We start from the raw sequence: 12,630 nt of genomic DNA on the forward strand, positions 1-12,630 counted from the left end.
CTTGTCTAGTCTTTTTATTTTTAAATAAATACTGTAAATCCTGCAAAAAAAGAAAACTTCCTCCTACAATCTGATATAATAGTAGGGAGAACTTGATTGAAGGAGGAAATTATGTCGGTTTTAGTAAGAGAAGTAATTGAAAAGCTCAGATTAGATATTGTCTATGGTGAAGGCGAGTTACTTGAAAAGGAAATCAATACTGCGGACATTATGAGACCTGGTCTTGAAATGACGGGCTATTTTGATTACTATACTCCAGAACGGATTCAACTGTTAGGGATGAAGGAGTGGTCCTATTTGGTTGCCATGCCTGCCCATAACCGTTATCAAGTTTTGAAGAAAATGTTTCTACCTGAAACACCTGCTGTCATCGTTGCTCGTGGCTTGGTAGTGCCAGAGGAGATGTTGAGAGCTGCTAGGGAATGTAAGATTGCCATTTTAACCAGTCGTACAGCCACTAGTCGCTTGTCGGGAGAGTTATCTAGCTACCTTGATTCCCGTTTAGCTGAACGGACTAGTGTGCATGGTGTCTTGATGGACATTTATGGCATGGGTGTCTTGATCCAAGGGGATAGTGGAATCGGTAAGAGTGAGACAGGTCTCGAGCTTGTGAAACGCGGACACCGTTTGGTAGCGGATGACCGTGTGGATATCTTTGCTAAGGATGAAATGACCCTTTGGGGAGAGCCTGCTGAAATTTTGAAGCATTTGCTTGAGATTCGTGGAGTGGGGATTATCGATGTGATGAGTCTCTACGGAGCAAGCGCTGTAAAAGATTCTTCACAAGTTCAGCTGGCAGTCTATTTGGAAAATTACGATACCCAAAAGACTTTTGATCGTCTAGGAAACAATGCCGAAGAATTAGAAGTTTCTGGTGTAACGATTCCACGTATCCGCATCCCAGTAAAAACAGGACGCAATATCTCTGTTGTTATTGAGGCGGCAGCTATGAACTATCGCGCTAAGGAAATGGGCTTTGATGCGACGCGTTTATTTGAAGAACGCTTAACTAATCTCATCTCCAAAAATGAGGTGAAAGATGATTAATCCAGTTGCATTTGAAATCGGTCCTTTTTCCATTCGTTGGTATGCCTTGTGTATTGTGGCAGGCTTGGTCTTGGCAGTCTATCTTGCCATGAAAGAAGCTCCTAAAAAGAAAATCCTGTCAGATGACATTTTGGATTTTATCCTGATTGCTTTTCCAGTTGCGATTTTAGGCGCTAGATTATACTACGTACTCTTTCGATTAGATTACTATCTTCAAAATCCAGGTGAAATTATTGCCATCTGGAATGGTGGTTTGGCTATTTATGGAGGTTTGATAGCGGGAGCTATTGTTCTCTATATCTTTGCGGATAGAAAACTAATCAATACTTGGGATTTCTTAGACATTGCAGCACCGAGCGTGATGGTTGCCCAAAGTTTAGGCCGCTGGGGGAATTTCTTTAACCAAGAAGCCTACGGTGTAGCAGTAGATAGTCTGGATTATTTGCCAGGCTTCATTCGTGATCAGATGTACATTGACGGTAGCTACCGTCAGCCGACCTTCCTTTACGAGTCGGTTTGGAATCTGATTGGATTTGCTTTGATTCTGATTTTTAGAAGAAAATTGAAGGGAATCAGACGTGGTCATATCACTGCTTTCTACTTGATTTGGTATGGTTTTGGTCGTATGATCATCGAAGGCATGCGGACAGACAGTCTCATGTTCTTTGGTCTGCGAGTTTCCCAATGGTTATCAGTCGTTCTTATCGGACTCGGTATTTTTATCATACTTTATCAAAATCGAAAGAAAGCCCCTTTCTATCATACTGAGGAGGAAAACTAAATGTTAGAAGTTGCTTATATTCTTGTTGCGATTGCTTTGATCGTTTGTTTAGTCTATCTGACTATTACCATTCAAAAAGCAGGTCGAATGATTGATGAGACGGAGAAAACTATCAAAACCTTGTCTTCAGATGTAGATGTTACTTTACATCATACCAATGAATTGTTGGTAAAAGTTAATGTCTTGGTAGATGATATTAATGTAAAAGTTGCGACAATTGATCCACTCTTTACAGCTGTAGCGGACTTGTCTGAGTCAGTATCTGATCTCAACCAACATGCACGTGTTTTGGGCAAAAAAGCTTCATCTGCTGGTTCAAAGACTATTAAAACGGGTGCAGGTTTGTCAGCTCTTCGTTTCGCAAGTAAAATTTTCAAAAAATAGAAAAGGAGAACTCTTATGGGAAAACTATCCTCTATCCTTTTAGGAACTGTTTCAGGTGCAGCTCTGGCCTTGTTCTTAACCAGTGACAAGGGAAAGCAAGTTTGTAGTCAAGCTCAAGATTTTCTAAATGATTTGAGAGAAGATCCAGAATATGCCAGAGAGCAAGTCTGTGAGAAATTGACAGAAGTGAAGGAACAAGCAAGGGACTTTGTGCTGAAAACAAAGGAACAAGTAGAATCTGGTGAAATTACTTTTGACAGTGTCCTTGGTCAAGTCAAAACATGTGCACGACAAGCGACAGAAGCATCAAAAGAAACTTTTAACAATCTCAAGGAGCAATGGCAAGAACAGTCAGCTACTCCAGATATCGTAGAAGACGAAGAAGAGATTATTATTGACATTACAGAAGAATAAAACATCACCATCTCTGGTTCATCTAAGGTTCTGGAGATGGTGATTTTTATCTGGAAAGCAGTCTTTGTGGTATAATAAATACTATGCAGAAAAAACCTACGTCCGCCTACGTGCATATTCCCTTTTGCACACAGATTTGTTATTATTGTGACTTTTCAAAAGTATTTATCAAGAATCAACCTGTAGATAGTTATCTGGAGCATCTACTAGAAGAGTTTCGTTCTTATGATATCCAAAAGTTGCGAACCCTCTACATTGGAGGCGGGACGCCAACGGCTCTGTCTGCTTCCCAATTAGAAGTTCTCTTGGATGGTTTGACTAAAAATCTGGACTTGTCAGTTTTGGAAGAATTAACCATTGAGGCCAACCCAGGAGACTTGGACGCAGAGAAGATTGCGGTTTTGAAACAGTCGCCAGTCAATCGAGTTTCCTTAGGTGTGCAGACTTTTGATGACAAAATGCTGAAAAAGATTGGGCGTAGTCATTTGGAAAAGGATATTTATGAAAATATCGACCGTCTTAAATTGGCTGGTTTTGACAATATCTCCATCGACTTGATTTATGCATTGCCTGGTCAGACCATGGAGCAAGTCAAGGAAAATGTAGCTAAGGCTATCTCGCTTGATATTCCTCATATGAGCCTTTATAGCTTGATTTTGGAGAATCATACGGTCTTTATGAACCGCATGAGACGTGGGAAATTGCCCCTACCCAAGGAAGAGTTAGAAGCGGAGATGTTTGAGTACATCATCGCAGAACTGGAGCGAGCTGGTTTTGAGCATTATGAGATTTCCAATTTCTCCAAGCCTGGCTTTGAAAGTCGCCACAATCTCATGTACTGGGATAATGCCGAGTATTATGGTATCGGTGCGGGTGCTTCGGGTTATGTGGACGGAGTACGTTATAAAAATCATGGTCCTATCCGCCACTATCTCAATGCAGTAGAGGCAGGAAATGCTCGGATTACAGAAGAACACCTGAGTCAAAGGGAGCAGATGGAAGAAGAAATGTTCCTAGGCCTCCGCAAGAAATCAGGGGTTTCCATGGTGCGATTTGAGGAAAAATTCGGGCGATCCTTTGATGGACTTTATGGAGAAGTCATCAGAGACTTGGTTCAACAAGGACTCATGCAGGTCGATGGTGACCGTGTCCGAATGACAAAGAGAGGTCTCTTTTTAGGAGACACTGTAGCAGAACGATTTATTTTGGAGTAGAACGATGGGCTTAACTTATCAAATGAAAATGAAAATTCCTTTTGATATGGCGGACATGAACGGTCATATCAAACTTCCAGATGTGATTTTGCTGTCCTTGCAAGTATCAGGTATGCAGTCGATTGAACTGGGAGTTAGCGACAAGGATATGTTAGAACGTTACAATCTGGTTTGGATTATCACGGATTATGAGATTGACGTGGTACGTTTGCCTCGCTTTGCTGAGGAGATTACGATTGAAACAGAAGCATTGACTTACAATCGTCTTTTTTGCTACCGCCGTTTCACTATCTATGATGAAGCAGGCCAGGAAATCATTCGCATGCTAGCAACCTTTGTTCTCATGGACAGAGATAGTCGGAAAGTCCATGCTGTTGAGCCTGAGATTGTTGCTCCTTACCAGTCTGAGTTTGATAAAAAACTCATCCGTGGGCCAAAGTATACAAATCTAGAAAACCCGTTCAGTAAAGACTACCATGTTCGTTTTTACGACTTGGATATGAATGGTCATGTCAATAATAGCAAATATCTGGAATGGATTTTTGAAGTCATGGGAGCAGATTTTTTGACCAAGTATATTCCAAAGAAAATCAATCTCAAATATGTCAAAGAAGTGCGACCGGGTGGCATGATTGCTTCAGCTTATGAACTCAAGGGACTAGAAAGCAAGCATGAGATTATCAGTGATGGCGAGATTAATGCCCAAGCTATGATTACTTGGCAAGAAATTGAAGCGAATTAGAAAGGACGATATGGCTTATAAAGGTTATTTAATTGATTTAGACGGGACTATTTACAAGGGGAAAGACAGAATTCCGGCAGGTGAGGCTTTTGTGCATGAACTGCAAAAGCGAGAAATTCCTTATCTCTTTGTAACCAACAATACAACCCGAACTCCTGAGAGCGTTCAAGAGATGTTGGCTCAGAATTTTAATATTAATACGCCTCTATCGACTGTATACACAGCAACTCTGGCAACCATTGACTATATGAATGACCTGGGACTGGAAAAGACAGTCTATGTCATCGGAGAAGCTGGACTCAAGGATGCCATTCAGGCGGCTGGTTATGTCGAAGACAAGGAAAATCCTGCCTATGTGGTAGTTGGACTGGACTGGCAAGTCGACTATGAAAAATTTGCTACGGCGACTCTAGCAATCCAAAAGGGGGCTCATTTTATCGGAACTAATCCAGACCTCAATATTCCTACGGAACGTGGCCTTTTGCCAGGTGCTGGTTCACTGATAACCCTTCTTGAAGTAGCAACTCGGATAAAACCAGTTTATATTGGGAAACCAAATGCTATCATTATGGACAAGGCAGTTGAGCACTTAGGTTTGAAAAGAGAAGAATTGCTTATGGTTGGGGACAACTACCTGACAGATATCCGAGCAGGGATTGACAATGGCATTCCAACGCTCTTGGTGACAACAGGTTTTACCAAGACAGAAGAAGTAGCAGACCTGCCAATCGCACCAACTCATGTAATTTCTAGCCTTGCGGAGTGGAATTTTGATGAAAACTAAACTGACCTTTTGGGGAAGTATGCTCTTTTTCCTCTCCCTTTCTATCCTACTGACGATTTATCTGGCTTGGATTTTCTATCCCATGGAGATTCAGTGGCTGAATTTAACGGATCGTGTCTTTCTAAAGCGAGAAACCATTCTGTATAACTTTCATATCTTGATGAATTACCTGACCAATCCTTTTAGTCAGGTCTTAGAGATGCCGGATTTTCGTTCTTCAGCGGCAGGCCTGCACCACTTTGCGGTGGTGAAGAACCTCTTTCACTTGGTTCAGCTAGTCACATTGGTGACACTGCCAAGTTTCTATTTCTTTGTTAAAAAGATTGTAAAAAAAGGCTTTCTGCCCCTATATCGTAAAAGTATCCTGACCCTAGTGTTATTGCCTCTAGTCATTGGGCTTGTGGGAGTGTTGATTGGTTTTGAGCAATTCTTTACTCTTTTCCATCAGATTCTCTTTGTGGGAGATGATACCTGGCTTTTTGATCCCGCAAAGGATCCCGTTATTTTGATTTTACCAGAGACCTTCTTCCTCCATGCTTTCCTTCTCTTCTTTGGACTCTATGAAAGTTTCTTTGGTTTTCTTTATTTGAAAAGTCGTAGAATACTTTAATGTGTTGCATTGATAAAACAGAGATGAAGTTAAAAATTCTTACGAGGAGTGAATTAACTTCATTGGAATTGAGTAATTCGTTCGCATACAGTCTATTTTTCTAGAAAAAAATAGGCTTTTTTCTAGAAATTGCTAGTCAAGCGCTTTATTTTTTTGTATAATAAGAATAGCAAAGTATAGATAAAGAAGAGAAAAGCATGATTACACTATTTTTATCACCGAGCTGTACATCATGTCGTAAGGCAAAGGCCTGGTTAGAGACGCATAAAGTTCCTTTTGAGGAGCATAATATTATGACCAGTCCTTTAACAAGAAAAGAATTGCAACACATTCTTTCCTTGACCGAAAATGGTACTGATGACATCATTTCAACTCGTTCAAAAATTTTCCAAAAATTGGATATTGATGTAGAGAGTATTTCGGTATCGGAGTTGCTTCAGTTGATTGAGCAATATCCTAGTCTTTTGCGTCGCCCAATTATTATTGATACCAAACGCATGCAGATCGGTTTTAATGAAGATGAGATTCGTGCTTTTCTCCCTCGTAGTTACCGTAAACAAGAACTAAAAGAAGCAACATTGAGAGCTGGTATTGGATAGATGAACAAACAGTATAGTTACCCACTAGATTTGTCGTGGAGCACTGAAGAACTTGCTTCAGTGCTTTCTTTTTTTAATGATGTTGAAGCTGCCTATGAAGACAAGGTAGAAGCAAAAAAACTGCTAGAGTCTTACAAGGAATTTAAGTCTGTCGTTCCGAGCAAAAGTGAAGAAAAACGCCTAGGCCGCGAATTTGAGACGGCTAGCGGTTATTCCTTCTATCATGCAGTTCAATTAGCAAAAGAAAAAAGAGAAGGGAAGATTTCTCTTGGAAACTAAATTTGAATTTGCCAAACAGATTGTGCAGGAAGCTGCTGAGTATATTTTGGCCCACATGCAAGAAGATTTGCAGGTCGAGCGAAAGTCTTCCCCTACAGACTTGGTGACGCGTTTGGATAAGGAAGTTCAGGATCTCTTAGTTCAGAGAATTTTAGCATCTTATCCAGAAGACTTGATTTGCGCGGAAGAGGGCTGTTTGCGTGTTGCGGTCGGTCAAGGTTCCGTTTGGGTGATTGATCCCATTGACGGTACCAATAACTTTGTCGCTCAGAAGGAAGATTTTGCCGTTATGTTGGCTTATTTTGAGAATGGTGTGGGCAAATTTGGTATCATTTATGATGTTATGAAAGGCGATTGTTACCATGGTGGTGGTGCCTTTCCTCCCTATCGTAATAATGCTCCCTTACCGACTTTTAAAAAGAAACCTCTTCAAGAATTTTTAGTGGCTGGTAACTCAGGTATGTTTGAAACCAATGAGTGGGGCTTGGCTGATTTGGGCCGAGCAGCGTTGGGAGTCCGTGTCTATGGTAGTGCGGCCATTAGTTTTGCCAAGGTTTTATCAGGTCGTCTGCTGACTTATATCACCTACTTGCAACCTTGGGATTACGCTGCTGCAAGTATCCTAGGAGACAGTCTGGGGTATCGTCTTCTTACAGTTTCTGGTGAGCCTGTTGATTTTCAAACGCGTCAGCCTGTCATGATGGTGCCAATCGAGATGCAAGAAGAGATTCAGTCCTATATTTATGAAAGGAAAGAAAACTAAATGCAATTTCCAGAAGGATTTGTTAAAAAATATGAAGCGATACTAGAAGATGAGGCAAGAGATTTTCTTGCCTCTTTTAAACAAGACGCGGTTTCGGCTTTTCGGGTCAATCCCTTAAAAGAAAGTCAGCTGTCGTTTGACGACGCCATTCCTCATACACCTTGGGGATACTATGGCAAGGTCTCAGGGAAGTCACCAGAGCACGTGACGGGTCTCGTTTATTCGCAAGAGCCTGCAGCCCAAATGGTGGCCCAGGTAGCTCAGCCCCTTCCTGGTATGAAGGTCTTGGATTTGGCAGCAGCGCCAGGTGGAAAATCCACTCAACTAGCAGCTTATCTGGCTAATCAGGGAGTCCTTGTTTCCAACGAAATTTCAAGCAAGCGTGCTAAGATTTTAGTGGAAAATATGGAGCGGTTTGGTGCTACAAACGTAGTTGTGACCAATGAGTCTGCGGACCGCTTAGCCAAGGTCTTTAAAGGTTATTTTGATGTGATTGTCCTTGATGCCCCTTGCTCGGGTGAAGGGATGTTCCGTAAACAACCAGATGCCATGGATTATTGGAGTACCGATTATCCGAGCCAATGTGCCAGTCTCCAAAGGGAAATTCTAGAAGATGCAGTCACCATGCTTGCAGAAGGTGGCCGTCTGGTCTACTCGACCTGTACTTGGTCACCTGAGGAAAATGAAGAAATCGTCCACTGGTTGCTTGATACTTATGATTTTGAATTGCTTCCAGTCGAGCATGTGAACGGTATGGTAGCAGGAATTGATCTTCCTGAAACGGCTCGAATGTACCCTCATCATTTCAAGGGAGAAGGCCAGTTTGTAGCCCACCTGCAGTTTAAGGGACAAAATTCAGCACCCAAATTCAAAGCTAGCAAGAGCAATCTCAGTCGCGAACAGCAGAACTTGTGGCAAGAATTTGCCCAAAAACATCTAAAAATATCGCTAACTGGCGTACTACAAACTTTTGGAGACCAACTCTATCTCTTGCCAGAGATGCTACCTGATCTAGGCAAACTCAAAATTGCTAGAAATGGGCTCCATCTGGGTACCTTTAAGAAGAAACGTTTCGAACCAAGTTTTGCTCTGGGATTAGCCTTAAAACCAAGTCAAGTTTTGCAAACAATCGAAATCAAGGATGAGAATTTTGTAAAATATGTGGCTGGGGAGACTGTTCAATTGTCTGAAGCTCGACCAAATGGATGGTACCAAGTTGTGGTTCAAGGAAACGGTCTGGGCTTTGCAAAAGTTACTGGAAATGTTTTAAAAAATTATTATCCAAAAGGCCTCAGATTCAAGTGAAAAAGCTAGTCAAAGAATCTATTCTATGTTATATTGGAAGTATGAGTTTTTTCTGATAGTCTTTCATTTTTACTTATATTATGTGATGAACCGACTGGTCCTCAAGGGACTTCCAGTCTATAAATCGTAAACCAAATCCTATCATCACTGATTGTCATGATAGGAACTGAAAGAAATCAGAATATTCATCATTATGTTCAAGGAGAAAAATAGTGAAAAAAAGAAAAAAGCTCGTCCTATCTCTTGCGACATTTTTACTTGTAGGTTTTCTAGCGGGATGTGCAAGCTGGATTGATCGTGGAGAAACCATGACAGCCGTCGGATCAACTGCTCTTCAGCCTTTGGTTGAAGCCGCAGCAGACGAATTTGGTTCAAAAAATATCGGAAAAACAGTCAACGTTCAAGGTGGAGGTTCGGGAACAGGACTTTCTCAGGTGCAGTCTGGAGCAGTAGACATCGGGAACTCTGACGTCTTTGCAGAGGAAAAAGATGGAATTGATGCTTCAGCTCTAGTAGACCACAAGGTTGCAGTGGCTGGTCTGGCAGTGATTGTGAACAAAGAAGTGGCTGTTGAAAATCTCACAACCGAGCAACTTCGTAAAATCTTTACAGGTGAAGTGACCAACTGGAAAGAAGTTGGGGGCAAAGACCTGGCAATTTCAATCATCAACCGAGCAGCAAGTTCTGGTTCAAGAGCAACCTTTGATAATGTCATAATGAATGGCCAATCTGCTATGCAGAGCCAAGAGCAGGATTCCAATGGAATGGTCAAGTCAATTGTTTCGCAAACTCCAGGAGCCATTTCTTACCTGGCTTTTGCCTATGTGGATGACTCAGTCAAGACCATGAAGCTCAATGGGTATGAGTCTACGTCTGAAAATGTAACGACCAACAACTGGCCTTTGTGGTCTTATGAACATATGTACACACTTGGTCAGCCAAATGAGTTAGCTGCTGAATTCCTGAATTTCGTCCTCTCAGATGAAGCTCAAAATGGAATTGTTAAGGGCATGGGCTATATCTCTATCAATGAAATGAAAGTTCAAAAGGATGCTTCAGGTACCGTTACAGCAGTAGAAGGAGGTCAATAATGAATCAAGAAGAACTATCTAAAAAATTACTCTCTCCTTCAAAGAACTCTCGTCTTGAGAAGTTTGGTAAAGGTTTGACCTTCACTTGCCTTTCTTTGATTGTCATCATTGTGGCGATGATTTTGATTTTTGTAGCCCAAAAAGGCTTGTCAACTTTCTTTGTCAATGGGGTGAACATCTTTGATTTCCTCTTTGGACAAACTTGGAACCCTTCAGGGAAAGAATTTGGTGCTCTTCCGATGATTTTGGGTTCCTTTATTGTGACGATTTTATCAGCTCTCATCGCAACTCCCTTTGCTATTGGCGCTGCAGTCTTTATGACCGAAGTATCACCAAAGGGTGCAAAGATTTTGCAACCAGCCATTGAACTCCTCGTCGGTATTCCTTCAGTCGTCTATGGATTTATCGGTTTGCAAGTTGTGGTGCCTTTTGTTCGTAGCGTCTTTGGTGGGACTGGTTTTGGGATCTTGTCAGGTATTTTCGTTCTCTTTGTCATGATTCTACCAACTGTAACCTTTATGACAACAGACAGCTTGCGTGCTGTTCCTCGGCATTACCGTGAAGCTAGTTTAGCTATGGGAGCCACTCGTTGGCAAACCATCTGGCGTGTGACCTTGAAAGCAGCACGTTCAGGTATTTTCACTGCAGTGGTCTTTGGGATGGCGCGTGCCTTCGGTGAAGCCCTTGCCATTCAGATGGTAGTCGGAAACTCAGCAGTTATCCCAACCTCACTAACAACACCAGCTGCGACCTTGACCTCTGTATTGACTATGGGAATTGGGAATACCGTCATGGGAACGGTTGACAATAACGTCCTCTGGTCACTGGCCTTGGTATTGCTCTTGATGAGTTTGGCCTTTAACAGTGTGATTAAATTGATTACGAAAGAAAGAGGAAAGAAAAACTATGCACGCTAAGAAATTAGATAAACTTGCAACAGCTGTCCTCTATACCATCGCGGGTATCATCGTGGCCATTTTGGCATCTTTGATTCTCTATATCTTGGTGAGAGGGTTACCGCACATCTCTTGGTCCTTCTTGACTGGGAAATCCTCCTCTTATCAAGCAGGTGGGGGTATCGGGATTCAGCTCTATAATTCCTTCTTCCTTTTGGTCATTACCTTGATCATTTCTGTTCCCCTGTCTATGGGAGCTGGTGTTTTCCTTGCTGAGTATGCCAAAAAAGGACCTGTGACCAATTTTATTCGTACCTGTATTGAGATTTTGTCTTCTCTACCATCAGTCGTTGTGGGTCTCTTTGGTTACTTGATCTTTGTAGTCCAGTTTGAGTATGGATTTTCAATCATTTCAGGTGCCTTGGCCTTGACGGTCTTTAACCTCCCTCAGATGACTCGAAATGTTGAGGATAGCTTAAAACATGTTCACCATACACAACGTGAGGCTGGTCTGGCCCTTGGAATTTCTCGTTGGGAGACTGTGGTCCATGTCGTCATTCCTGAAGCTCTTCCAGGTATTGTGACTGGTGTTGTCTTGGCATCTGGCCGTATCTTTGGTGAGGCCGCCGCTCTTATCTATACGGCAGGACAATCCGCTCCAGCCCTTGACTGGTCTAACTGGAATATACTCAGTGTTACCAGCCCCATCTCAATCTTCCGTCAGGCAGAAACCTTGGCTGTCCACATTTGGAAGGTCAACAGTGAAGGAACCATTCCTGATGCTACCATCGTATCAGCTGGTTCTGCCGCGGTGCTCCTCATCTTTATCCTAATCTTTAACTTTGGGGCTCGCAAACTCGGAAGCTATTTACACAAGAAATTAACCGCTGCCTAAAGGAGAAGCCATGTCAAAATATAACTGGGATGAAAAGCATATCATCACCTTCCCTGAAGAAAAAGTGGCCCTCTCAACCAAGGATTTACATGTTTACTATGGTAAAAATGAATCCATCAAGGGCATCGATATGCAATTTGAAAAAAATAAAATAACGGCCTTGATTGGTCCTTCTGGATCAGGGAAATCTACTTATCTTCGCAGTCTCAATCGGATGAATGATACCATTGATATTGCCAAGGTCACAGGTCAAATCCTCTACCGAGGAATTGACGTCAATCGTCCAGAAATCAATGTCTATGAGATGCGTAAGCATATCGGAATGGTCTTTCAACGGCCAAATCCATTTGCCAAGTCTATTTATCGCAACATCACTTTTGCTCATGAACGTGCAGGTGTTAAGGATAAGAAAGTACTTGATGAAATTGTAGAAACCTCTCTCCGTCAAGCTGCCCTTTGGGACCAGGTCAAAGATGACCTTCACAAATCAGCCTTGATGCTTTCTGGTGGTCAGCAACAACGGCTTTGTATTGCGCGAGCTATCTCTGTTAAACCAGATATTCTCTTGATGGATGAGCCTGCGTCAGCCTTGGATCCGATTGCGACAGCCCAGCTGGAAGAAACCATGTTGGAATTAAAGAAGGATTTTACTATCATCATCGTTACCCACAGTATGCAACAGGCCGCCCGTGCGAGTGACTACACAGGATTTTTCTACTTGGGTGACTTGATTGAGTATGACAAGACGTCCAACATTTTCCAAAATGCCAAGCTACAGTCTACCAATGACTATGTAACGGGACACTTTGGTTAGAAAGGAAGCAGT

General features: G+C 42.1%; 16 protein-coding genes. All 16 read left to right on the forward strand.

Features of this window, described 5'->3' with window-relative positions; genetic code table 11:
* The first annotated feature begins 111 nt into the window (after positions 1–111).
* The 16 genes from hprK to pstB all read left to right on the forward strand — a co-directional run bounded on the left by hprK (position 112) and on the right by pstB (position 12,618).
* Positions 112–1,047: an HPr(Ser) kinase/phosphatase gene (gene hprK, locus HMPREF9184_RS04000; RefSeq protein WP_000115191.1), complete on the forward strand. Its 936-nt coding sequence runs from the start codon at positions 112–114 to the stop codon at positions 1,045–1,047.
* Positions 1,040–1,828 carry a prolipoprotein diacylglyceryl transferase gene (gene lgt, locus HMPREF9184_RS04005; RefSeq protein ID WP_000609725.1) on the forward strand — a complete coding sequence of 263 codons (789 nt, stop codon included), beginning with the start codon at positions 1,040–1,042 and terminating at the stop codon, positions 1,826–1,828. Before hprK ends, lgt begins: the two co-directional genes overlap by 8 nt.
* Positions 1,829–2,212: a DUF948 domain-containing protein gene (locus HMPREF9184_RS04010; RefSeq protein ID WP_000895023.1), complete on the forward strand. Its 384-nt coding sequence runs from the start codon at positions 1,829–1,831 to the stop codon at positions 2,210–2,212.
* 15 nt (positions 2,213–2,227) lie between these two features.
* Positions 2,228–2,626 carry a YtxH domain-containing protein gene (locus HMPREF9184_RS04015; protein ID WP_000517397.1) on the forward strand — a complete coding sequence of 133 codons (399 nt, stop codon included), beginning with the start codon at positions 2,228–2,230 and terminating at the stop codon, positions 2,624–2,626.
* A gap of 83 nt (positions 2,627–2,709) precedes the next feature.
* On the forward strand, positions 2,710–3,840 hold the full coding sequence (gene hemW / locus HMPREF9184_RS04020; RefSeq protein ID WP_001170095.1) for a radical SAM family heme chaperone HemW: 1,131 nt from the start codon (positions 2,710–2,712) through the stop codon (positions 3,838–3,840).
* 4 nt (positions 3,841–3,844) lie between these two features.
* Positions 3,845–4,582 (forward strand): acyl-[acyl-carrier-protein] thioesterase, encoded by a 738-nt coding sequence (locus HMPREF9184_RS04025; protein WP_000524792.1) that lies wholly within the window; start codon positions 3,845–3,847, stop codon positions 4,580–4,582.
* A gap of 10 nt (positions 4,583–4,592) precedes the next feature.
* A complete protein-coding gene (locus HMPREF9184_RS04030) occupies positions 4,593–5,366 on the forward strand; it encodes a TIGR01457 family HAD-type hydrolase (RefSeq protein ID WP_000323534.1) in 774 nt (257 codons plus the stop codon).
* Positions 5,356–5,976, forward strand: a complete 621-nt coding sequence (locus HMPREF9184_RS04035) for a TIGR01906 family membrane protein (protein WP_000850609.1) — start codon at positions 5,356–5,358, stop codon at positions 5,974–5,976. The genes HMPREF9184_RS04030 and HMPREF9184_RS04035 overlap by 11 nt, the downstream gene beginning before the upstream one ends.
* A 197-nt stretch (positions 5,977–6,173) precedes the next feature.
* Complete coding sequence (locus tag HMPREF9184_RS04040; protein ID WP_004246303.1) at positions 6,174–6,575, forward strand: Spx/MgsR family RNA polymerase-binding regulatory protein; 402 nt, start codon at positions 6,174–6,176, stop codon at positions 6,573–6,575.
* Positions 6,576–6,854 (forward strand): UPF0223 family protein, encoded by a 279-nt coding sequence (locus HMPREF9184_RS04045; RefSeq protein WP_001041968.1) that lies wholly within the window; start codon positions 6,576–6,578, stop codon positions 6,852–6,854. It abuts the gene before it with no gap.
* Positions 6,844–7,617: an inositol monophosphatase family protein gene (locus HMPREF9184_RS04050; protein WP_000448247.1), complete on the forward strand. Its 774-nt coding sequence runs from the start codon at positions 6,844–6,846 to the stop codon at positions 7,615–7,617. Before HMPREF9184_RS04045 ends, HMPREF9184_RS04050 begins: the two co-directional genes overlap by 11 nt.
* Positions 7,618–8,922, forward strand: a complete 1,305-nt coding sequence (locus HMPREF9184_RS04055) for an RsmF rRNA methyltransferase first C-terminal domain-containing protein (RefSeq protein ID WP_001160280.1) — start codon at positions 7,618–7,620, stop codon at positions 8,920–8,922.
* A 212-nt stretch (positions 8,923–9,134) separates the two neighbouring features.
* The gene (locus HMPREF9184_RS04060) at positions 9,135–10,013 is read left to right on the forward strand and encodes a phosphate ABC transporter substrate-binding protein PstS (protein ID WP_000746352.1); all 879 of its coding nucleotides are present in this window, start codon (positions 9,135–9,137) and stop codon (positions 10,011–10,013) included.
* Positions 10,013–10,930, forward strand: a complete 918-nt coding sequence (gene pstC / locus HMPREF9184_RS04065) for a phosphate ABC transporter permease subunit PstC (RefSeq protein ID WP_001070946.1) — start codon at positions 10,013–10,015, stop codon at positions 10,928–10,930. The genes HMPREF9184_RS04060 and pstC overlap by 1 nt, the downstream gene beginning before the upstream one ends.
* Positions 10,920–11,804: a phosphate ABC transporter permease PstA gene (gene pstA, locus HMPREF9184_RS04070; RefSeq protein WP_000543050.1), complete on the forward strand. Its 885-nt coding sequence runs from the start codon at positions 10,920–10,922 to the stop codon at positions 11,802–11,804. Before pstC ends, pstA begins: the two co-directional genes overlap by 11 nt.
* A gap of 10 nt (positions 11,805–11,814) precedes the next feature.
* Positions 11,815–12,618, forward strand: coding sequence for a phosphate ABC transporter ATP-binding protein PstB (pstB, locus tag HMPREF9184_RS04075; RefSeq protein WP_000049851.1), 804 nt, complete (start codon positions 11,815–11,817; stop codon positions 12,616–12,618).
* Positions 12,619–12,630: the final 12 nt, after the last annotated feature.

Source organism: Streptococcus sp. oral taxon 058 str. F0407 (assembly GCF_000235485.1).
Lineage (GTDB): Bacteria > Bacillota > Bacilli > Lactobacillales > Streptococcaceae > Streptococcus.

Excerpts from the sequence above, each read along its gene's own strand:
- HMPREF9184_RS04015 (WP_000517397.1), top strand. The coding sequence starts at position 2,228 with ATGGGAAAACTATCCTCTATCCTTTTAGGAACTGTTTCAGGTGCAGCT.
- HMPREF9184_RS04025 (WP_000524792.1), top strand. The coding sequence starts at position 3,845 with ATGGGCTTAACTTATCAAATGAAAATGAAAATTCCTTTTGATATGGCG.
- lgt (WP_000609725.1), top strand. The coding sequence starts at position 1,040 with ATGATTAATCCAGTTGCATTTGAAATCGGTCCTTTTTCCATTCGTTGG.
- HMPREF9184_RS04035 (WP_000850609.1), top strand. The coding sequence starts at position 5,356 with ATGAAAACTAAACTGACCTTTTGGGGAAGTATGCTCTTTTTCCTCTCC.
- hemW (WP_001170095.1), top strand. The coding sequence starts at position 2,710 with ATGCAGAAAAAACCTACGTCCGCCTACGTGCATATTCCCTTTTGCACA.
- HMPREF9184_RS04045 (WP_001041968.1), top strand. The coding sequence starts at position 6,576 with ATGAACAAACAGTATAGTTACCCACTAGATTTGTCGTGGAGCACTGAA.
- hprK (WP_000115191.1), top strand. The coding sequence starts at position 112 with ATGTCGGTTTTAGTAAGAGAAGTAATTGAAAAGCTCAGATTAGATATT.
- HMPREF9184_RS04040 (WP_004246303.1), top strand. The coding sequence starts at position 6,174 with ATGATTACACTATTTTTATCACCGAGCTGTACATCATGTCGTAAGGCA.
- pstA (WP_000543050.1), top strand. The coding sequence starts at position 10,920 with ATGCACGCTAAGAAATTAGATAAACTTGCAACAGCTGTCCTCTATACC.
- HMPREF9184_RS04055 (WP_001160280.1), top strand. The coding sequence starts at position 7,618 with ATGCAATTTCCAGAAGGATTTGTTAAAAAATATGAAGCGATACTAGAA.
- pstB (WP_000049851.1), top strand. The coding sequence starts at position 11,815 with ATGTCAAAATATAACTGGGATGAAAAGCATATCATCACCTTCCCTGAA.
- pstC (WP_001070946.1), top strand. The coding sequence starts at position 10,013 with ATGAATCAAGAAGAACTATCTAAAAAATTACTCTCTCCTTCAAAGAAC.
- HMPREF9184_RS04030 (WP_000323534.1), top strand. The coding sequence starts at position 4,593 with ATGGCTTATAAAGGTTATTTAATTGATTTAGACGGGACTATTTACAAG.
- HMPREF9184_RS04010 (WP_000895023.1), top strand. The coding sequence starts at position 1,829 with ATGTTAGAAGTTGCTTATATTCTTGTTGCGATTGCTTTGATCGTTTGT.